The organism is Vogesella aquatica (assembly GCF_028548455.1).
GTDB lineage: Bacteria > Pseudomonadota > Gammaproteobacteria > Burkholderiales > Chromobacteriaceae > Vogesella > Vogesella aquatica.
Genome location: NZ_JAQQLF010000013.1, coordinates 34,656 through 55,830 on the forward strand (window position 1 = coordinate 34,656; position 21,175 = coordinate 55,830).

Sequence of the window (21,175 nt, forward strand, 5' to 3'; positions counted from 1 at the left end):
CATCAATATTTACAGCGATGCCAACAGCGCCTCCGCCTCCGACTTCAAGCCACCCTGCGCTTCTGCGGCCAACTCTTCCAGCACTTCGCGCGCGCCTTCCTTGTCGCCCATATCCAGATAAACACGGGCCAGATCCAGCTTGGTGGACAGCGGGTCATCCGACAGGCTCATACCATCCAGCGACGGCGCGGACGGCTCACTCGCCGGCGTAGCGCCAAGACTATCCAGTGTGGACATGTCGAAATCAAATGCATCGTCAACCGATTCAGGCTGGGCTGCGGCTTCCGGCACAGCAGCAGGTTCGGGCGTGTCAAGATTGAAATCGAAGTCCAGCATATGCTTGTCTTCAGGCACCTCTTCTTGTTGCTCAGGCTCCGGTGCAGGCTGTGAAAGCAGGCTTTCCAGATCCAGATCAGGCTCAGGGGCCGCCCCCGCTGTCGCCGGCTCGCCAAACAATGCATTCCGCAGCGGGTCATCGTCCTCCAGCGCAATCGCCTCAGGCTCGATGAAGGCCTCTTGCGGCAATGGCTCCGGCTCACCCATCAGTTCCGAATCCAGATCAATATTCATGGCTGCCGCCGCAGCAGGTGCAGCCGCCATAGCAGGTGCAGGGCTGGTATCACCCGCATACAGGTCGTTGGAAGGGTCGATAGACAAACCCATGGCTGCTGCGCGTGACCAGAGTGCACCTTTGCCATCTACCGCAGCGTGCAACTCGCGTGCCTGCGCCTCGAAAGCGGCCTTATCCTGACGCGAAGCGTAAATCTCCATCAATTTCATGCGCACTTCGTGACGGGTAGGATCCTTTGCCAATGCATCTTTCAGGATATCTTCGGCCTGCTGGTCACGCCCGTAGGCCAGGTAAACTTCTGCCTCGGCTATCGGGTCTACCTCGCCGGCATCCATGCCGTTCATGCCGGTACGGGTAAAATCGGCCAGGAAAGTATTGCTGCCGGCCTCATCCACCCCCGCCACGCGCCCAACGGTATTCGCACCCAGAATGGACGCACCGCCAGCTTCAGCAGCTGCCTTGGCACCATTTTTACGACGGCGCATGAACAGCAGCGCAGCCACACCCAGCAACACTGCAGCACTTCCACCGGCAATCAGCGGCAGGTAGTCCATCACCTGAGACATCAGGCCGGGGCCCTCTTCCTCCGGCGCACTGGCTGGCTGCACGGCTGCTGGTTTGTGTTCAGGCGCCGAGGCGACGGCGGGCACCGGTACCGAGGCGGATTCGGCCGGAATAGCAGCCATGGCCGATGCAGCAGAGGCGGCCACCTGGAGCGACTTCAGCTTTTCTTCCAGCTCCTGGATCTTCTGCTGTGCCGCTTTGAGTTGCGCATCCTGGGCAGCTGCGGGTGCAGAAGCCTGCTCCGGCTGCTCCAGTTTCAATACAGGCTGTGCAGTACTGGCTGGCGCAGCCGTGCGTGGCAGCACGGGCTCGGCCGCTTTTAGTTCCGGCTTGGCCGCCGGGGCAGCAAAGCCATCGAGCACTTCGGATACGCGTGCGGATTTTAGCGCCCGTGCCGTGGCGACTGCTGGCACTTTCAAGCGGGCACCGGTTTTCAGCGTGGCCGGGTCGCCATTAACAAAGGCGGAAGGATTCGCCAACACCAAGGCCGCCATCGTCTGGCGTAACGTAGCCCCCTCGGCACGGGCAATGCGGCCAACCTGGGCCAGGGTCTGGCCGCGTTTGACCACGATAAAGTCGGGCTGCGCTGCAGAAACAGGCGTGGCCGAAGCCGGTGCAGGCAGCGGAATGCGCACTGCCGCCGGGCTGGCCGGTTTCAACCGCGCCGGTTCGGCGGCAGCCATGGCCTTGGCCGAGCGCTCAATGGCATCGGCCTTGTTTGGGTATTCCAGCGGGTCCAGCAGCACGGTGTATTCGCGGATGGAACGGCCACTCGCGGTTTTGGCCTCTACCACAAAACGCAGATACGGGTCACTGATGGGCTGCACCGACAACACGCGGATATACGGTTTGCCATTGGAACGGTAAGCCAGGGCAAAGCGCAGGCTGGTCAGTGCCGGGCTATAGTCCACTTGCAGATCACGAAAGGTATCGGGAGAGGCCAGACCAACACGCACGATCTCGTCTTCGACACTGCCGGTCAGGTCGATATCGGCACGCAGCACCTCGCCCAGATTGGAGCGCACGGCGATCCCCCCCAGCCCGCCCCAGGCTGCTGTCGAGAACAGCAAAGCCACCAGCAACGAGCTCATCTTTTTATTGGCTAGCATCGTAATGCGCTACCTTTCGGTGAAATATTCTTGTTTCCGGCCCGCAACATGGCGGCCATCCGTACCATGACGGCCGCAGCACAGCAGCAGACAGCCGGAAATCCAGTCAAACTACATAGCCTGTTAATGTGCAATACTACTAGCAGTTGCCAGCTCAGGCAAAATACCCGCGCTTCATAAGTGCCGCCGTAGCCTCGACACATGGCAAAGCTGCACCAGTGCGGGCATTATCTGCCGCCAGCCAGAACGACAAGGCGCGGCCGCTCTGGCGCACACGGCTTACCCAGACCGCCTCATTACCCGACGCCTCCAGCGGGGTAATGTAAGGCATCTCGCCAGCAGGGTCGTCCATCACCTGCAGGCCGGCCGCCTTGAATAGTTCGCGCGCTTTATCTGCCGTGATGGTCTCGTCGGTTTTCACTGTCACCGCCCAGCCATGGCCAAAAAAGACCGGCACACGCACGCAGGTAGCTTCGACTTCCAGAGCAGGCAGCACCAGCACCTTGCGCAACTCCTGCTCGACAGAACGCTCTTCCTCGCTAACACCCTGCTCGTCCACACTACCGATCAACGGCAGCACGTTAAACGAAATACGCTTAGGGTAAACCTCCAGCTCCACATCGCGGGCACCGAACAGTGCCGTAGTCTGGTTGGCCAGCTCTTCCAGCGCGGCACGGCCAGAGCCGGACACCGACTGGTAGGTAGACACGGTAACCCGCTGCAGGCCCGACGCGCGCAAGGCAGCCAAAGCCTGCACCAACGGTGTTACGGTGCAATTGGGCACCGACACCAGCAGGCCTTCACCCAGATCGTCCAGCACAGCGTCGTTTACACCTGGCACATACAGCGGCACATCGTCAGACTGACGATAAACGCTACTGAAGTCGATAATAGCGCAGCCTGCCTGGCGTGCTTCCGGCACGTACTGGCGGGTCATTTCGGCACCGCCCACAAAAATAGCCAGCGAGGCATTGGCAAAGTCGAACTCGTCTACCAGACCAACGTCCAGCTCCAGATTACCAAACGAAACGGTTTCACCTTCTTTATCGGCAACATCCAGCGCAAATACACGGCCAATCGGCAAGTGGCGCTCGGCCAGCAAATCGAGCACAGCTTCACCAATCAGGTTGGTGGCACCAACAACAGCAAGACGAATCGTTTCAGACATGTAAATACCTTGAGTTTCAATACGAATAAGGGCAGAACATCTGCCAGGAAATACTGGCAAGCCAGCGGCGCCGGCGGCAATATTTCCTTATAAAAATGCGCAGCCCATAAAACTTGAGGGGCCACACAAAAAATGAATTGCCGTCATTTTAGCGCACCCCACCCACAAATAAAGTGAATTAGCCAGTAAAAAGCCTGCCACCTAAGGTGGCAGGCCGTTTATACAGCACTGCAAGCACGTAGCCTGCTGGCTTAGCGTTCGATCAGGATGCGCAGCATGCGGCGCAGCGGCTCGGCCGCACCCCACAGCAGCTGGTCGCCAATCACGAAGGCGGACAGGTATTCACCACCCATATTCAGCTTGCGCACGCGGCCAACACCAATCTGCAAGCTACCGGTGATAGCTGCCGGGGTCAGCTCTTTTACGCTGATTTCGCGGTCGTTCGGCACCCATTTCACCCAGTCGTTGCCCGACTTGATGATGGCTTCGATTTCTTCCAGCGGCAGGTCTTTTTTCAGCTTCACGGTCAGCGCCAGGCTGTGGCAGCGCATGGCGCCGATGCGCACGCACAGGCCGTCCACCGGAATGGTGGCATCGGTGCCCAGAATCTTGTTCACTTCAGCCTGGCCCTTCCACTCTTCCTTGGACTGGCCATTATCCAGCTGCTTGTCGATCCACGGGATCAGGCCACCGGCCAGCGGCGCACCGAAGAATTCGGTCGGCACGTCTTCGCGGATGGACGCTGCCACCTTGCGGTCGATATCCAGAATGGCGGACGATGGCGTAGCCAGCTCGTCGGCCACCGCCGCGTGCACCACGCCCATGCCTTTGAGCAGCTCGCGCATGTGGTTGGCACCGCCGCCGGAAGCGGCCTGGTAAGTCATGGATGACACCCACTCCACCAGGCCTTCACGGAACAGACCGCCCATGCCCATCAACATGATGGAGTTGGTACAGTTGCCGCCGATGTAATCTTTTACGCCCTTGGCCAGCGCCGCGTCGATCACGTTGCGGTTAACCGGGTCCAGCACGATCACGGCGTTATCTTCCATACGCAGGCTGGATGCCGCGTCGATCCAGTAGCCAGTCCAGCCGGCTGCGCGCAGCTTGCCGTACACCTCGGCGGTGTAGTCGCCACCCTGGCAAGTAACGATGGCGTCCATTGCCTTGAGCTCGTCGATATTGCGCGCGTCTTTCAGCGGCGGCACCTCGCGGCCAACGTTTGGTGCAGCACCACCCACATTGGAGGTAGTGAAGAACACCGGCTCGTTGATGACGGCAAAATCGTTTTCTTCCAGCATGCGCTGCATCAGCACGGAACCCACCATGCCGCGCCAGCCTACAAAACCTACTCGCACGATAATTTCTCCTGAATGTCGTCGGGTGTTTGAAACCGCTGCCCTCGGTTAAAACCGGGGCTTATCTAGTGATCTACCCCATTGTGCAGGGCAACAGCAGCGCGCACAATGGGGTAGATGTTTTTTATTTTAATGGCATTAAAACGGCCATTTACATGGCGGCAACCACAGCATCACCCATGCCGCTGCAGCTGACTTTCTCGCAGCCTGCCTCAAAGATATCGGCAGTACGGTAGCCCTTGGCCAGCACGGCTTTGACGGCATTTTCCACGCGCTGCGCAGCGGCTTCCTGACCGAAGGTGTAACGCAGCATCATGGCAGCCGACAGGATGGTGGCCAGCGGGTTGGCCAGGTTTTTGCCGGCGATATCCGGGGCAGAGCCATGGCTAGGCTCGTACAAACCCTTGTTGTTCTGGTCCAGCGATGCCGACGGCAGCATGCCGATGGAGCCGGTGAGCATGGAGGCTTCGTCGGACAGGATGTCACCAAAGATATTGCCGGTCACCATCACATCGAACTGTTTGGGGTTGCGCACCAGCTGCATGGCGGCGTTGTCCACGTACATGTGGCTCAGCTCTACCTGCGGGTACTCGCGCGCCACGTCGATCATGATCTCTTTCCAGAACTCGGTGGTTTCCAGCACATTGGCCTTGTCTACCGAGCACAGCTTCTTGTTGCGCTTCATGGCGATACCGAAGGCCACGTGGGCAATGCGGCGGATCTCGCTCTCGCTGTAGCGCATGGTGTTGTACGCCTCGCGCTCGCCCAGCTCGTTCACGGCGATGCCGCGCGGCTGGCCGAAGTAGATGTCACCGGTCAGCTCGCGCACGATCATGATGTCCAGGCCCGACACCACCTCCGGCTTCAGCGTGGAAGCATTGGCCAGCTCCGGGTACAGAATGGCCGGGCGCAGGTTGGCAAACAGGTTCAGGTCCTTGCGGATGGCCAGCAGGCCGCGCTCCGGGCGCAGCGGGCGGTCCAGATTGTCGTACGCCGGGCCGCCAACGGCACCCAGCAGTACTGCGTCGGCCTGGCGACACAGGTTTTGCGTAAACGATGGATAGGGTTGGCCGAAAGCGTCGTAGCCAGCGCCACCCAGCGGCGCCTCTTCCATTTCGATAGGCAGGCCGTCGCTACGCAGCACATCCAGCACGCGTTTGGCTTGAGCAATGATTTCCGGACCGATGCCGTCACCCGGCAGAACTGCAATTTTCATGATCTTTATCCTGTGCTATGGGGCAGAAGGTTGGCCGCATGCGGCCAACCTTGGGGTGTATCAGGCAAACAGCCAGGGCTGCGATTGGCGGCGTTGCGCCTCGTAAGCCTTGATCTGGTCGGCGTGCTGCAAAGTCAGGCCGATTTCATCCAGGCCGCCCAGCAGGCAATGCTTGCGGTGTTCGGTGATGTCGAAGGCAAAGGTCTGCCCCCCCGGCGTGGTGATGGTCTGCGACGGCAGGTCCACATTCAGCGCGTAGCCCTCGGCGGCTTCGCATTCGCGGAACAGCTGGTCTACCACCTCGGCCGGTTGCACGATGGGCAGCAGGCCGTTCTTGTAGCAGTTGTTGAAGAAAATATCGGCAAAGCTCGGCGCGATCACCACGCGGAAGCCCTGGTCTTCCAGCGCCCACGGCGCATGTTCGCGGCTGGAACCACAGCCAAAGTTTTCGCGTGCCAGCAGCACCTGGGCACCGGCGTAGCGCGGGAAGTTCAGCACGAAATCCGGGTTCAGCGGGCGCTGGCTGTTGTCCATGCCGGGCTCGCCGTGGTCCAGATAGCGCCACTCGTCGAACAGGTTGGGGCCAAAGCCGGAACGCTTGATCGACTTCAGGAATTGTTTGGGGATGATGGCGTCGGTGTCAACGTTGGCGCGGTCCAGCGGGCAGACCAGGCCGTTGAGTGTGGTGAATGCTTTCATTGTGCAGCCCTTTCAATGGCGCTACCCGCCTTCTTGATGTCCTTGCCTATGCCGGAAACCGTGTTGCAGCCAGAGATGGCCAGGGCCATGCAGATCAGCACAAAAAGTCGGGTAGTCATGATATTTGCCTCTATTACAGCGAGCGGATGTCAACAAAGTGGCCAGCCACCGCAGCCGCGGCAGCCATGGCCGGGCTCACCAGGTGGGTACGGCCACCCTGGCCCTGACGGCCTTCGAAGTTGCGGTTGGAGGTAGACGCACAACGCTCGCCCGGCTGCAGACGGTCGGCGTTCATCGCCAGACACATCGAGCAGCCCGGCTCGCGCCATTCAAAGCCTGCTTCGATAAAGACCTTGTCCAGGCCTTCTTGTTCCGCCTGCGCTTTTACCAGGCCGGAACCCGGCACCACCAACACCTGCTTCACGTTGGCCGCTTTCTGGCGGCCACGGGCTACCGCCGCGGCGTCGCGCAGGTCCTCGATGCGGCTATTGGTACAGGAGCCGATGAACACGATATCTACCGGAATCTCGCTCATCGGGGTGCCGGCTTGCAGGCCCATATAGGCCAGCGCGCGCTCGATGGAGCCTTTTTTTACCGGGTCGGCTTCCTGCGCCGGGTCCGGCACGCGGCCGTTAATGTCGGTGACCATTTCCGGCGAAGTGCCCCAGGTGACTTGTGGCTGGATGTCGGCCGCGTCCAGTACTACGACCTGGTCGAAGTGCGCGCCTTCGTCGGAATGCAGCGTGTTCCAGTAGGCTACGGCGGCGTCCCATTGCTCGCCTTTCGGGGCAAACGGGCGGCCTTTCACATAGTCGATAGTCTTCTGGTCTACCGCCACCAGGCCGGAGCGGGCACCGCCTTCGATGGCCATATTACACAGGCTCATGCGGCCTTCCATCGACAGCTCGCGAATGGCGTCGCCGCCAAACTCGATGGCGTAACCGGTACCACCCGCGGTGCCGATCTTGCCGATAATCGCCAGCGCCACGTCCTTGCCGGTAATGCCGGCCGGCAGCTTGCCGTCCACGCGCACCAGCATGTTCTTGGATTTCTTGGCCACCAGCGTCTGGGTCGCCATCACGTGTTCCACTTCCGAGGTGCCGATACCGTGCGCCAGCGCGCCGAAAGCGCCGTGGGTGGAGGTATGGCTGTCACCACAGACCACGGTCATACCCGGCAGCGTGGCGCCCTGCTCCGGCCCCATCACGTGCACGATACCCTGGCCTTTATCCTTGAACGGGAAGTAGGCCAGCGCGCCAAAGGCCTTGATGTTGGCATCCAGCGTTTCTACCTGCTGGCGGGAAATCGGGTCCTGGATGCCCTTGTCCCAATCGTTGGTAGGCGTGTTGTGGTCGGCAGTCGACACCACCGAATCCACGCGCCACAGCGGGCGACCGGCCAGTTTCAGGCCTTCAAACGCCTGCGGGCTGGTCACTTCGTGCACCAGGTGGCGGTCGATATAAAGCAAAACGGTGCCGTCGGCTTCTTCGTGCACCACGTGGCTGTGCCACAGCTTGTCGTACAGGGTTTGTGCGGTCATGGTCGCGCCTTCAGATAAGGATGGAACAAGGGATTTGCCTGCCGGCCAGCGTGCGCCCTGCGGCGCCACCCGGCTTTGCGCCGGCGCAAATCCTGCGTTGGCCACCATCATGACGCAGGCGTTTTCCTAGTACAAGATAAGCTTTTATACTAGTACTAACACTAACAGCCAAACTGCAGGCCCACGCATGAGCAAGCCCAGCCAACCCAGCCCGCTTGGCGACTTTATCCGCAGCCATCGCGAGCGGCTGCAGCCGGAACAAGCCGGCCTGCCCAACGGCAGCCGCCGCCGCGCCAAAGGCCTGCGCCGCGAAGAGGTGGCCGCGCTATGCGGCATCAGCCCCACCTGGCTAACGTGGATCGAGCAAGGCCGCACGCAGTCGGTATCGGCTGCCACGCTGGCGGCGCTGGCCAGCACCCTGCAGCTGTCGCGCGCCGAAACCGACTACCTGTTCAACCTGGCCGGGCAGAAAAACCCGCAGCACAGCAGCGCTGCGGCCAACCCCGAAGCCGAACAGATGCTGGCTGCCGCTACCGCCCACATCAGCCGGCCAGCCTATGTGCTGGATGCGCTGTGGCAGGTACCCGCCTGGAATGCCGAAGCCGGGGCACTGTTTACCGGCTGGCTGGACCAGCCGGGCAGCAAGAACCTGCTGCAGTTCATGTTCTGCCACCCCTTGGCCGCACAGCTGGTAGACGACTGGCCCACGCGGGCGCGGCGCATGGTGGCCGAATTCCGCGCCGACACCAGCGCGCTACAGCTCGAAGCCGCCACCACGCTGATCGCCGGCCTGCGCGAAGCCAGCGCGACATTTGACGAGCTATGGCGGCAACAGGATGTATTGGGAAGAGAAGGCGGCGAGCGGGTATTCAACCACGCGCACCAGGGGCGGCTAAGCTACCGGCAGCTCACGCTAAGGCTGGCGCACGCGCCGGCGCTGAAACTGGTGATGTTGCTGTAAAAATGCGCTACTCGGGCAACGGTCCCAGATGCTCACTCAGTAAACGCCAGCCGTGAACCTCGTCGCGCAACAGGGTACAGCTACCGCGCCCGGCACCGCTGGCCAGCTCACCATCAATCACGCCCTGCCAATCGAAACGGTAGCTGGCACAGGCAATATCCGCACCGATATGCCCCCAATGCAACGCGCTAATGCGATATCGCTCATCGCTGATCAACGAGAACACGCTGCGCATCGCCACACCGATAGCCTCTTTGCCATGGTGGCTACCGGTGGAAAACAAAAAGCAGGCATCCGGGTGAATGAGCGGGGCAATCTGTTCCCAGTCGTAGCTGGCCAGCGCCTTTTCATATGCTGCCAGCGCCTGCTGTGGTGTTGCGTGCATTGCTCAGTCCAATACAAGGTTGTCATGCGCATCAAACTGCCAGCCATCTTCGTACAACACCTCGACCAGATGGCCATCCAGGTCACGAAAATAGCCGCTATGCCCCCAGGCAGTTGCCCGAGCCGGCACGGCGAGCGTAGCGCCCAGGGCAACCGCTTTATCAAGCACCCGGTAAACATCGTCGGCGTTGCGGGCAATATAGGCTAGTGCCATACCGGCGAAGCCGCTACCTGTCGCATCGGGGTATGCAGCATCGCAAGCCATCGCCTCGCGTGATTGCAGCGCTACCGCCACGCCGCCCAGGTCAAACAAAACAAACGCGGCCGAGCCACGTGGCGATCGCTGCCAGCCCAGCGCCGAGTAAAAATCGGCGCTGCGCGCCACATCGGCCACGCCCAACAGAATCAGATTAAGCCGCGACCTCATGCTGCAGACACGGTAGCCGGGGTTGGCCGCAACCACTTCACACACACGCCCACGCCCAGCAGCAGCGCAAAGGTGGACACACCGAAGGTCAGCCCTACGCCACCGTATTGCCACAGTACCCCGCCCAGCAAGCCGCCGACGCTACCGCCCACACCGAACGACGCCACGGTGTACAGCCCCTGGCCACGCGCCTGGTGCTGCTCGGCAAAGTTGCGGTGAATCAACCCCACGGCAGCCGCGTGGTGTACGCCGAAGGTAAAAGCGTGGCCCAGCTGCGCCGCAAAGGCCACCGCCGCCACCGGCAGCAAGGTGGCCATCAGCGCAAAGCGCAGCGCCGACACCAGCAGCGAGGCCAGCATCAGGCGCTCCAGCGTAAAGCGCGCCATCAGCCGTGGCATCTGCCAAAACACCACAATCTCGGCCATCACCCCGGCAGCCCACAGCAGGCCGGTGGTGCTGGCGCTATAACCCGCCTCTTTCAGGCCAATGGAGTAGAAGTTGTAGTACGGGCCCATGGCAAACGACAGCAAAAAGCAGCAGGCAAACAGCGCCACCACGTGCGGCTGGCGTACCGTGGCCCAGATCGGCTCCGGCCGTGCCTTGGCACGCTCGATGGCCACCTCGGGCACGCGCCAGCACGCCAGCACGATCAGCCCCAGCAGGCCGACGATCAGCCACGGCAAGTTGGCCATGGTCACCAGGTTCAGCAGGTAACCGCCGCTGGCGGCAAAGCAGACAAAACCGATAGAGCCCCATACCCGCACACGGCTGTAGCGCCCCGGCTGGCTGCGCGTGAGGTGCGCGGTAGAAGCCTCGCCCAGCGGCAGTGCAGCCGCCCAGAAGAAATGGTTTACCGCCAGCCAGATAAACATGCCCCAGAAGCTGTGCTGCCAGGCCACCATCACAAAGCTGGCCATAGACACCACCGAGGTCCACAGCATGATGACGCGGCGCTGCCCGCTACGGTCGGCCAGCCAGCCCCAGAACATCGGTGCCACGATACGCGCCAGCGTGGACAGCGCCATCAGGATGGATATCTGGACGGTATTGAAGGATAGTGATTCGAGGTATAGCGACCAGAACGGGCCAAATAGGCCCTGGAAGGCAAAATAGGAAAAATAAAACGCCGCCAGGGCAGCCAGAGGGGCAGATGCAGACATGATGCAGAACTAAAAGGGGAAGCGGGTGCAGGGCACCGGGGCGTCAATATAGCGCAAAAGCCCCCGCATATGAAGCACGCATGCCCCGCCAGTCAATAAAACAGACTGTTTTGTGCCGACATTCCGCCCCGCCATACAGCTACCAGCTGTCTTTGAAGCGCACGATATCGCGGCGGGCCTTCTTGGTAGGCCGCCCGTCACCGTACGGAAAACTGGCGTGTTCGGCTTTTTGCAGGCCGATCTGGTGCTCGCGCGCGGCGATGGATTCCTCGCTTTCGCTATACAGCAGCCGTGCCTCTGCCGCCGGGCGGCGCTGGGTAGCCAGCCCCAGCACGGTGACGTTGTACACCAGTTTATCGATACGGATCTGCAGCAGCTCGCCCTCGCGCGCCACGCGCGACGCTTTCACCCGCTCGCCATTCACCAGCACGCGGCCCAGCTCCAGCGCCTCGTGCGCCAGCTGCCGGGTTTTGAAGAAGCGCGCCGCCCACAGCCATTTATCCAGCCGTACCTTGTCGTCGTCTGCGGCCAACTTTGTCTTGCTCATACCGCCACCTGCCACTGTGCTTGCACCACGCCCAGGTCCAGCTGCAGCGCATCGCCAGCATGCAGCTGCCCTACCCCTTCCGGCGTACCGGTAAAGATGACGTCGCCCGCACGCAGGCCGTATACCTGCGACAGGTAGCTCACGATATAGGGCACAGAAAATCGCATCAGCGTGGTGTCGCCTTGCTGGCGCAGCTGGCCATTGACCTGCAGCGTGAAGCGTGCGGCCAACGGGTCCAGCTCACCGGCCGGCACAAAAGCGGATACGCAGGCGGCACCGCGAAAGCCCTTGGCCTTGGTCCACGGCAGGCCCTTGGCTTTTACCTCGCTCTGCACGTCACGCGCGGTCAGGTCCAGGCCGACACCGTAACCCGCCACGTATTGCAGCGCCTCCGCCTCGCGGATGTTGTCGGCATCGCGCCCGATCAGCACCAGCAGCTCGCACTCGTAGTGCACATCTTGCGAAAAAGCAGGCAAATGCAAAGGCTGGCCGCTCGGCAGCAGCGCGGCGGCCGGTTTCAGAAAGACAACCGGCTCTTCTTCCATGGCATTACCCAGCTCGGCCGCATGGGCTGCGTAGTTCCGACCAATGCAAAATAGCGTGCCGACACGCTGCTCCATTCCTGCCAGGCAAACATTCATAAATCCATACCAATCAAATTAAGCGTGGCCTTAACCACAGAAATCCGCAACAAAGCGCAAAATACACTAAAACCAAATAACGACATGTTGAATCGCACGCCAAGGGGGCAATATGAGCATCAAAGCACGCGTTTTCTGGCTGGCAGGCAGCCTGCTATTGTTGATGTTACTGCTATGCGGCAGCATGGTATTAATGCTGCAAAAGAGCAATAGTGCCTTTGCCAGTACCTACCAGGATCGGGTTATTCCCCTGAAACAGCTGAAAGTTGTCGCCGATATGTTTGCCGTGAATGTGGTGGATACCATTCATAAAACCAATGCCGGCACACTCTCTGCAGCCGAGGCCGCCTCCGCCATCACTACGGCAGAAGCCGAATTCAACAAGCAGTGGACCGCCTATACCGCCACGCAGCTTACCGCCGAAGAAGCGGCGCTGGTAGAAAGCGCCAAAGGTAAAATAAACAATGCTTTAGGCGTGGCCCGCCAAGCGCGGGCGCTGATGCAAAACGGGCAAAAAGAAGCCTTGCAAACCCTGGCATCCAGCCAGCTCTACCCTGCCGTTGACCCACTCAGCACGGATATCAGCAAGCTGATAGACCTGCAGCTGGCCGAAGCAGAAAAAAACTACCTTAGCAGTGAACAAAACCTGCACACCAGCCTGTTGTTTGCCAGTGCGGCACTGCTGGCCAGCCTGGCTATCGGCAGCATCATGGCGTGGCGCCTGGCCAGCCGGCTGAACAGCAGCGTACGCGAGCTGGCCGACACCTGCCAGGCCATCACGCAAAAGCATGACCTTAGCCTGCGCATACCGGTACGCGGCAAGGATGAGCTGGCGGTGATCGCCGGCCAGCTCAACAGCCTGCTGGACAATATGGGCACCATTATCCAGGACGTACGTCATAGCAGTGACAACATCAACCAGATGGCGCGCCAGATCGGCCAGACCTCCGACACCATCAGCACGAGCTCGCGCCAGCAAAGCGAAGCCACCTCGTCCATTGCCAGTACCGTCGAGCAGTTTGCCGTCAGCATTACCCATATTGCCGACAGCGCCGAAGTGGCCCAGCAGCGCGCCAGCCAGGCCGGCCAGGCTTCCAGCGACAGCTCGCGGGTGATCGATGCCACGTTGCAGGAAATTACCGCCATCGGCACCGCCATTCGCCATAGCGAGCAACAGGTTGCCGCATTGACCAGGCAAAGCCATACCATTGTCAGCGTGCTGGACGTGATTCGTGACGTGGCAGACCAGACCAACCTGCTGGCACTGAACGCCGCCATCGAGGCTGCCCGCGCCGGCGACCTGGGCCGCGGCTTTGCCGTAGTGGCCGACGAAGTGCGCAAGCTGGCCGAGCGTTCGGCACAGTCCACGGTACAGATCGACCAGATGGTGCGCGAAATTACCCAGTCTGCCCAGGCGGCCAACCTGGCCATGCAGCAGAGTGTCAGCCGTGTCAGCAAAGGCGAAGCACTGACCACCGAAATGCAAGACGCCATCGTCCGCATCCAGCACACCATCCACGAAGTATCACAATCCGCCAGCGAAATCGCCGATGCCCTGGCAGAACAACGCACTGCCAGCAACGATATGGCACGGCGTGTCGAGCAAATAGCCCAGCTATCGGAAAACAATGCCAACAGCGCCGTCAATCTGGACGGTTATGCCGGCCAGCTGGAAGACAAAGCCGACCACCTGGAAAACAAGGTCAAGAACTTTACCGTCTGAGCAGCTTGCCGCCCCGGAACAAAGATACCGGGGCGGCTCACTATTGATGCAAAACAACATGCCATGGCAATAAATCTGCCATACTCCCGCCACTAGCCCAATCCCGAGCTGCCACCTGTTGTTGCCTGCATACCCATTACCTGTGTTTATATCGCAATGCAGCATGACCTTGCTGTGTTTTGTCATAAAGCAATGGTAAAGTCTTTACTCAACAGATTGCGCCCAACAAGAAAAACATCCTGTCACGCAAGGCAGCACGGCCTGTTTGTCTTCCCCCATTTGAAGGAGATATCAATGAGTCAGGAAACCACCACATCGCTGGACAGTTTTTTTGCCAACTTGTCCGAAGCCAATCAGAAGTGGATGCAGCAGTTCGTGAATTCGCTGGGCAGCGGCCTGTCGCCGCAAGACGCGGCCAACCCGATGGCCGGCGCATGGCAGCAGATGGTAGACAACGCCAACCAGTTTGTTGCCCTGCAAAACAACCTGTACCAGCAGCAAATGAACATCTGGCTTTCCTTCCTGGGCCAGCCCGCCGGTGGCGCACCCGCCGCCCAGCCTGCCGCAGGTGACCGCCGCTTTGCCGCACCGGAATGGAACGAACACCCTTTTTACAGCTTCCTGAAACAAAGCTATCTGCTGACCAGCAAATGGATGACCGAGCTGGTGGATAAATCCCAGCTGGAAGGCGAAGACAAGGAACGCCTGGCCTTTGCCACGCGCCAGTACATCGACGCCATGGCGCCGACCAACTTCATGCTGACCAACCCGGAAGTGGTGAAGCGTGCGCTGGAAACCAAGGGCGAGAGCCTGGTAGAAGGCATGAAAAACATGGTGGAAGACCTGCAGAAAGGTCACATCTCCATGTCGGATGAAAGCAAGTTCGAGATCGGCAAGAACATTGCCTGCACCCCGGGCAAGGTGGTGTTCCGCAACAAGCTGATCGAACTGATCCAGTACACCCCGACCACCGAGCAGGTCTACGAGAAGCCGCTGCTGATCGTACCGCCGTGCGTGAACAAGTACTACCTGATGGACTTGCAGCAGGATAACTCCATGGTGCGCCACTTCGTGGCCCAGGGTTACCGCGTATTCCTGGTGAGCTGGCGCTCGGCTACGCCGGACATGAAGCACTACAAATGGGACAACTACATCGAGGAAGGCGTGATTGCCGCGGCCGAAGCTATCCGCAAGATCACCAAGCAGCCATCGATGAACGCGCTGGGCTTCTGCATTGGCGGCGTCATCCTGAATACCGCGCTGTGCGTGCTCAAACACCGCAAGCTGAACTACATCGACAGCGCCACCTTCATGACCTCGCTGGTAGACCACACCGACCCGGGTGAAATCAAGGTCTTCATCGACGACAAGCTGATCCAGACCCGCGAAGCCAAGCTGGCTACCGGCGGTGGCGGTATCGTCAGCGGCAAGGAGCTGGGCCGCACCTTTGCCAGCCTGCGCGCCAACGACCTAGTGTGGAACTACGTGGTCAACAACTACCTGCTGGGCAAGACCCCGCCACCGTTCGACCTGCTGTACTGGAACAACGACGCCGTCGACCTGCCGCTGCCGATGCACACTTTCTTCCTGAAAGAGTTCTACATCAACAATGCACTGACCAAGCCGGGCAGCATCGAGCTGTGCGGCGTGAAGATCGACGTATCGCAGATCGACATCCCGCTGTACATCTTTGCCGCCCGCGAAGACCACATCGTGCCATGGAAATCGGCCTACGACGGTGTGCAGTACCTCAGCGGTGCCGCCTCGCGCCGCTACGTACTGGGTGCTTCCGGCCACATTGCCGGCTCCATCAACCCGGTCACCAAAGACAAGCGTAACTACTGGGTAAACGACAACCTGGTCGCCAGCGCCGACGCCTGGCTGGACGGCGCCGAGAGCCGCCCGGGCAGCTGGTGGAAGGACTGGGACGGCTGGCTGGCACCGCAGTCCGGCGAAAAAGTCGCCGCCCCGAAAATCTTTGGCAGCAAAGAGCTGCCGGCCCTGTGCGACGCCCCTGGCGAATACGTACAAGCCAAAGCCATGCCGGCCCAGCTGGCCACCCTGCAATAATCTGCAAAGACTTCTGTGCTAGATTGCGGTTTCACCCGAATCTGGCACAGAACAGAACAACCTGGAGAAAACCATGCAAGACATCGTTATCGTTGCAGCACTGCGTACCGCCGTTGGCAGCTTCGGCGGCTCCCTGGCCAAAATCCCCGCCCCCGAGCTGGGCGCTACCGTGATCAAGGGCCTGCTGGCGCAAACCGGCGTGAAGCCGGAAGACGTGAGTGAAGTGATCCTGGGCCAGGTACTGACCGCCGGCGCCGGCCAGAACCCTGCCCGCCAGGCCGTGATCAAGGCAGGCCTGCCAGTATCCACCCCGGCCTCTACCCTGAACGTTGTCTGCGGCTCCGGCCTGCGCGCTGTGCATCTGGCCGCCCAGGCCATCGCCAGCGGCGACGCCGAGATCGTGATTGCCGGCGGCCAGGAAAGCATGTCGCTATCCCCGCACATCCTGCCAGGCTCGCGTGACGGTTTCCGCATGGGCAACGCCCAGCTGGTAGACACCATGGTGGCCGACGGCCTGACCGACGTATACAACCAGTACCACATGGGCATTACTGCCGAAAACGTGGCTGCCAAATACGGCATCAGCCGTGACGAGCAGGACGCACTGGCACTGGCCTCGCAAAACCGCGCCGAAGCCGCCCAGGCTGCCGGCAAATTCGATGCCGAAATCGTGCCGGTACTGGTACCGCAGCGCAAAGGCGACCCGGTAGCGTTTGCCAAAGACGAATACATCAAGGCCGGCGCTACCGCCGACAGCCTGGCCAAACTGCGCCCTGCCTTCAAAAAAGACGGCTCTGTTACCGCCGGTAACGCCTCCGGCATCAACGACGGCGCTGCCGCCGTGATGCTGATGACCGCCGAACGCGCCGACAAACTGGGCCTGAAGCCACTGGCTGTGATCAAGTCCTACGCCCTCACCGGCTGCGAGCCGGAAATCATGGGCATCGGCCCGGTAGCTGCTACCCGCAAGGCACTGGATAAAGCTGGCTGGAAAGTGGAAGACCTGGACCTGGTAGAAGCCAACGAAGCCTTTGCCGCACAAGCGCTGGGCGTGGCCCGCGAGCTGGGCTGGGGTGCCGACAAGGTCAACGTGAATGGTGGTGCCATCGCCCTGGGCCACCCTATCGGCGCCTCCGGTTGCCGCGTACTGGTAACCCTGCTGCACGAAATGCAGCGTCGTGATGCCAAAAAAGGCCTGGCTACCCTGTGCATCGGTGGTGGCATGGGCGTGGCGCTGGCGGTAGAACGCCCGTAATTCCCGCCCCACCTGGCTAGCATGGCCCCGCTTCGGCGGGGCTTTTTGCTGTATGGCCACCGCACTCTTTTGGCATGATCCCCTGCCGTTCCGGCATTCTGTTTACAGAACATTGCGTCCTGTCCCATTGGCCGTCTTGCCAGCCATCGCCGCCCACCGCAAAATGGATACAATATTCCAGCGAGAACCACCATGACCGCCACCCTAGTTTCCGCCCGCCTGGCCGCCCTACGCCAACACATGCTGCAGCATGGCATCGCCGCCTGCCTGATTCCGTCTTCCGACCCGCACCTGTCCGAATACCTGCCCGGCTACTGGCAAGGTCGCCGCTGGTTGTCGGGCTTTCACGGCTCGGTGGGCACACTGATCGTTACCCGCGATTTTGCCGGCCTGTGGGCCGATAGCCGCTACTGGGTACAAGCCGAGGCCGAGCTGGCCGGCAGCGAGATCCAGCTGATGAAGATCCAGACCGTGGCCAGCCCGCTGCACCTGGAATGGCTTGCGGCCAACCTGGCCAGCGGTGATGTACTGGCTGTTGATGGCGATGTGCTGGGCCTGGCCGCCGCACGCGCGCTGCAAACCGCGCTGGACAAAGCCGGCGCCACCTTGCGTACCGATGCAGACCCGCTGGCCGCCATCTGGGCCGAGCGCCCGGCACTGCCGGCCGCCGCCGTCTACGAGCACTTGCCGCCATTTGCCAGCACCCCGCGCCGCGACAAGCTGGCCGCCGTACGTGCTGCCATGCAGCAGCACGGCGCCGACGCACACTTTATCTCTACGCTGGACGACATCGCCTGGCTGTTCAACCTGCGCGGTGCCGACGTCAATTACAACCCGGTGTTCATCGCGCACGCGCTGCTGCGACACGACGGCGCCACGCTGTTTGTCGGCGCAGGCAAGATCGACGCCGCACTGGCCGCCACACTGGCCGCCGATGGCATCACCGTGGCCGACTACCACGCTGCCAAGCCGGCACTGGCCGCCCTGCCCGCCGGCAGCCATCTGCTGCTGGACCCGCGCCGCATCACGCTGGGCCTGCGCCAGGCGGTGGCCGATGGTGTACAGGTAGTCGAAGCCATCAACCCGTCCACCCTGCAAAAATCGCGCAAGACCGCCGACGAAGTGGCGCACGTGCGCGAAGCGATGGCACAAGACGGCGCCGCGCTGGCCGAGTTCTTTGCCTGGTTCGAGGCCAACGTTGGCCGCAGCCGCATCACCGAGCTGACCATCGATGAAGAAATTACCGCCTCCCGCGCCCGTCGCCCCGGTTTTGTCTGCCCCAGCTTTGCCACCATCGCCGGCTTCAACGCCAACGGCGCGCTACCGCATTACCGCGCCACCGAAGACAGCCACAGCGACATCGCCGGCGACGGCCTGTTGCTGATCGACAGCGGCGGCCAGTACCACGGCGGCACCACCGACATCACCCGCGTGCTGGCGGTAGGCACCCCCAGCGACGCGCAGAAGCACGATTTCACCCTGGTGCTGAAAGGCATGATCCAGCTGAGCCTGGCGCACTTCCCGCAGGGTACGCTGTCGCCGATGCTGGATGCGCTGGCGCGCGCGCCGATCTGGCAGGCCAATATCGACTTCGGCCACGGCGTGGGCCACGGCGTGGGTTACTTCCTGAACGTGCACGAAGGCCCGCAAAGTATCTCGCGCGCCATCCCTGAACCGCACATGGCAATGGAAGCCGGCATGATCACCTCCAACGAGCCGGGTATCTACCGCCCGGGCCGCTGGGGCGTGCGCATCGAAAACCTGCTACTGAACGTGGACGCCGGCAGTAGCGAGTTTGGTGATTTCCTGCGCTTTGAAACGCTGACGCTGTGCCCGATCGACACCCGCTGCATCCTGCCCAGCCTGCTGACCCCGGCCGAGCTGGCCTGGCTCAACGCTTACCACACCGAGGTACTCACCCGCGTCAGCCCGCTGGTCAGCGGCGACGCACTGGCCTGGCTACAGCAGGCCACCCGCCCGCTATAAGCTGCCACACCACAGCCCGCAGCAGCCACTGCTCAAACAAGTTGGCCGCACCGATGCAATGCGTCGTGCGGCCAACTTGCAATTGTGCCATATTAAATTCAACGTTCTGGCACGTGGACAGTCCATGAAATATCGCCCAATACTGCTAGTGACACTGCTAGCTACCAGCCCGCCGGCAACAGCACTTTCCCTGCTGACCGAGGAATGGCCACCGGTCAGCTTTGCCAATGGCAAAGGCCAGCCCGAAGGCATGGCGGTAGAGGTGGTGAAATTGCTGCAAGAGCGGCTGAAAGACAGCAACCCCATCCAGATACAGCCCTGGGCGCGCGCCTATAACAGCCTGCTCAACGAGAAAGACGTCATGCTGTTTACCGTTGGCCGCAACGCCGAGCGCGAACGGCTGATGACGCTCTTGGGCCCCATCCTGATATCCAGCACCGACGTATTTGCCCTGCGCCAGTACGCGGCAGAAATACGCAAGCTCACCCCTGCCGCCATGCAAAAGCTGCCCACTGCCGCCTATCGTGGCAGCATTTTCGAAACCACGGCGCACAGCCGCGGTTTCAATGTGTTCCCCACTAACGACCCCGCGCACTCGGCACGCATGCTGGCCGCCGGCCGCGTGAAACTGTGGGTGGAAGGCAATGTGGTAGTGGGCAATGTACTGCGTGAACAGGGCCTGCCCCTGGCTACCGTAGAACGTGTCGCTACCCTGGATCGCCTGAGCCTGTACCTGGCTTTTTCGCCCAATGTGCCACGCGACACCATACTGCGCTGGGAAAAAGCGCTGAACGAAATCAAGCAGGATGGCAGCTTTGCCACCATCCACCAGCACTGGTTTCCGCAAGACCCGGTACCGCTTCAGGTTGAGCGCCTGGGTATACAGCGCTGATATTGTCGGACAATCGGTGCTATGATGTCGCCCACTCAGCCATACGCCATAGCACACATGCTCCTGCGCGCCACTCTTCTGTCGTTTACCCTATTGCTGGCCCAGCCTGGCACCGCCGCACCGCTAACCATCCTGGCTGAAGAATGGCCGCCCTTTGTCTACCTGAATGCGCTGGACCAGCCTGCCGGCATGGCTGTCGATATCGTGCAGCAGCTGCAGCAGCGCACTGGCGACACCGCACCCATGCAGCTCAAGCCCTGGGATCAGGCCAATGCACTGCTGCACAGCCAGCCAGACCACATGATGTTTACCCTGGGCGACACCGATGACAACCGGCGTGACTTTACCCAGCTGGGGCCCATCATGATCGCCAGCGTGACGGCGTATAGCCTGTCACGCCATGCCGCAGCACTGGCCAGCCTGCCAGCGGCGCGGCTGGCTGGCGAATCCACCGTTACCGCGCAAGACAGCATTGCCGAGGCCGCCGCGCTTGAGGCCGGCTTTCGCCCGCACCGCACGCGTGACCGCGAGCAGGGCCTGCGCCTGCTGCTGGCCAATCGCGTGCGGCTGTGGGTAGAGGCCAATACCGCCGTCGCCCCGCTACTACGCTTTACCGGCACCCAGGCGCAGGCCATCGCCCCGGTCAGCACGCTCAGCAGCCTGCCGCTATACCTGAGCTTTTCGCGCGGCACGGCACCGGACACCGTGCGGCGCTGGCAGCGCGCACTGGAAGGCATGCTGCAAGATGGCAGCTACCTGGCCATCCACCTGCGCTGGCTGCCACTGGAAGACCCCGTGGAGCAAGTAGCCCTGCACAGCCACGACCCGGCACTGGCACCGCCGGCCACACTACCCGGCGAGCCACCCAGCGACGCCAGCGGCACAGCCCCGGCCCTGCCATGAA

Annotated in this window: 19 protein-coding genes; 7 read left to right on the forward strand and 12 right to left on the reverse strand. The window is 61.4% G+C overall.

Going from position 1 to position 21,175, the window contains the following annotated elements; all coding sequences use genetic code 11:
• Positions 1–9 precede the first annotated feature (9 nt).
• From PQU95_RS11360 to leuC, 7 genes are all read right to left on the reverse strand, one after another.
• Positions 10–2,244, reverse strand: coding sequence for a motility hub landmark protein FimV (locus tag PQU95_RS11360; protein ID WP_272752119.1), 2,235 nt, complete (start codon positions 2,242–2,244; stop codon positions 10–12).
• A gap of 154 nt (positions 2,245–2,398) precedes the next feature.
• Positions 2,399–3,412 (reverse strand): aspartate-semialdehyde dehydrogenase, encoded by a 1,014-nt coding sequence (locus tag PQU95_RS11365; RefSeq protein WP_272752120.1) that lies wholly within the window; start codon positions 3,410–3,412, stop codon positions 2,399–2,401.
• Positions 3,413–3,663: 251 nt separating this feature from the next.
• Positions 3,664–4,770: an aspartate-semialdehyde dehydrogenase gene (asd, locus tag PQU95_RS11370; RefSeq protein WP_272752121.1), complete on the reverse strand. Its 1,107-nt coding sequence runs from the start codon at positions 4,768–4,770 to the stop codon at positions 3,664–3,666.
• A 151-nt stretch (positions 4,771–4,921) separates the two neighbouring features.
• Positions 4,922–5,986: a 3-isopropylmalate dehydrogenase gene (gene leuB, locus PQU95_RS11375; protein ID WP_227303185.1), complete on the reverse strand. Its 1,065-nt coding sequence runs from the start codon at positions 5,984–5,986 to the stop codon at positions 4,922–4,924.
• Between the two features lie 60 nt (positions 5,987–6,046).
• Entirely contained in the window at positions 6,047–6,685 is a 639-nt protein-coding gene (leuD, locus tag PQU95_RS11380) for a 3-isopropylmalate dehydratase small subunit (protein ID WP_272752122.1), read from the reverse strand.
• Positions 6,682–6,804: an entericidin A/B family lipoprotein gene (locus PQU95_RS11385; protein WP_272752123.1), complete on the reverse strand. Its 123-nt coding sequence runs from the start codon at positions 6,802–6,804 to the stop codon at positions 6,682–6,684. The genes leuD and PQU95_RS11385 overlap by 4 nt, the downstream gene beginning before the upstream one ends.
• A gap of 14 nt (positions 6,805–6,818) precedes the next feature.
• Positions 6,819–8,225 (reverse strand): 3-isopropylmalate dehydratase large subunit, encoded by a 1,407-nt coding sequence (gene leuC / locus PQU95_RS11390; protein WP_272752124.1) that lies wholly within the window; start codon positions 8,223–8,225, stop codon positions 6,819–6,821.
• Positions 8,226–8,412: 187 nt separating this feature from the next.
• On the opposite strand from leuC, the gene PQU95_RS11395 reads away from it, so the two are divergent.
• The gene (locus PQU95_RS11395) at positions 8,413–9,186 is read left to right on the forward strand and encodes a helix-turn-helix transcriptional regulator (RefSeq protein ID WP_272752125.1); all 774 of its coding nucleotides are present in this window, start codon (positions 8,413–8,415) and stop codon (positions 9,184–9,186) included.
• 7 nt (positions 9,187–9,193) lie between these two features.
• Here PQU95_RS11395 and PQU95_RS11400 read toward each other — a convergent pair whose 3' ends face one another.
• The 5 genes from PQU95_RS11400 to PQU95_RS11420 form a co-directional block, all read right to left on the reverse strand.
• Complete coding sequence (locus PQU95_RS11400) at positions 9,194–9,571, reverse strand: YybH family protein (protein ID WP_272752126.1); 378 nt, start codon at positions 9,569–9,571, stop codon at positions 9,194–9,196.
• A 3-nt stretch (positions 9,572–9,574) separates the two neighbouring features.
• Positions 9,575–9,997: a VOC family protein gene (locus PQU95_RS11405; RefSeq protein ID WP_272752127.1), complete on the reverse strand. Its 423-nt coding sequence runs from the start codon at positions 9,995–9,997 to the stop codon at positions 9,575–9,577.
• Positions 9,994–11,157: an MFS transporter gene (locus PQU95_RS11410; protein WP_272752128.1), complete on the reverse strand. Its 1,164-nt coding sequence runs from the start codon at positions 11,155–11,157 to the stop codon at positions 9,994–9,996. The genes PQU95_RS11405 and PQU95_RS11410 overlap by 4 nt, the downstream gene beginning before the upstream one ends.
• A 139-nt stretch (positions 11,158–11,296) precedes the next feature.
• Entirely contained in the window at positions 11,297–11,704 is a 408-nt protein-coding gene (locus PQU95_RS11415; protein WP_227303179.1) for an RNA-binding S4 domain-containing protein, read from the reverse strand.
• Positions 11,701–12,345, reverse strand: coding sequence for a fumarylacetoacetate hydrolase family protein (locus tag PQU95_RS11420; RefSeq protein WP_272752129.1), 645 nt, complete (start codon positions 12,343–12,345; stop codon positions 11,701–11,703). The genes PQU95_RS11415 and PQU95_RS11420 overlap by 4 nt, the downstream gene beginning before the upstream one ends.
• A gap of 112 nt (positions 12,346–12,457) precedes the next feature.
• Here PQU95_RS11420 and PQU95_RS11425 point away from each other — a divergent pair, with 112 nt between their 5' ends.
• The 6 genes from PQU95_RS11425 to PQU95_RS11450 all read left to right on the forward strand — a co-directional run bounded on the left by PQU95_RS11425 (position 12,458) and on the right by PQU95_RS11450 (position 21,174).
• On the forward strand, positions 12,458–14,068 hold the full coding sequence (locus PQU95_RS11425) for a methyl-accepting chemotaxis protein (RefSeq protein ID WP_272752130.1): 1,611 nt from the start codon (positions 12,458–12,460) through the stop codon (positions 14,066–14,068).
• Between the two features lie 294 nt (positions 14,069–14,362).
• On the forward strand, positions 14,363–16,138 hold the full coding sequence (locus PQU95_RS11430; protein ID WP_272752131.1) for a PHA/PHB synthase family protein: 1,776 nt from the start codon (positions 14,363–14,365) through the stop codon (positions 16,136–16,138).
• A gap of 73 nt (positions 16,139–16,211) precedes the next feature.
• A complete protein-coding gene (locus tag PQU95_RS11435) occupies positions 16,212–17,393 on the forward strand; it encodes an acetyl-CoA C-acetyltransferase (protein WP_272752132.1) in 1,182 nt (393 codons plus the stop codon).
• Between the two features lie 192 nt (positions 17,394–17,585).
• Positions 17,586–19,379: an aminopeptidase P family protein gene (locus PQU95_RS11440; RefSeq protein ID WP_272752133.1), complete on the forward strand. Its 1,794-nt coding sequence runs from the start codon at positions 17,586–17,588 to the stop codon at positions 19,377–19,379.
• Between the two features lie 124 nt (positions 19,380–19,503).
• The gene (locus PQU95_RS11445) at positions 19,504–20,271 is read left to right on the forward strand and encodes a substrate-binding periplasmic protein (RefSeq protein WP_272752134.1); all 768 of its coding nucleotides are present in this window, start codon (positions 19,504–19,506) and stop codon (positions 20,269–20,271) included.
• 57 nt (positions 20,272–20,328) lie between these two features.
• Positions 20,329–21,174, forward strand: coding sequence for a substrate-binding periplasmic protein (locus tag PQU95_RS11450; RefSeq protein ID WP_272752135.1), 846 nt, complete (start codon positions 20,329–20,331; stop codon positions 21,172–21,174).
• Position 21,175 lies beyond the last annotated feature (1 nt).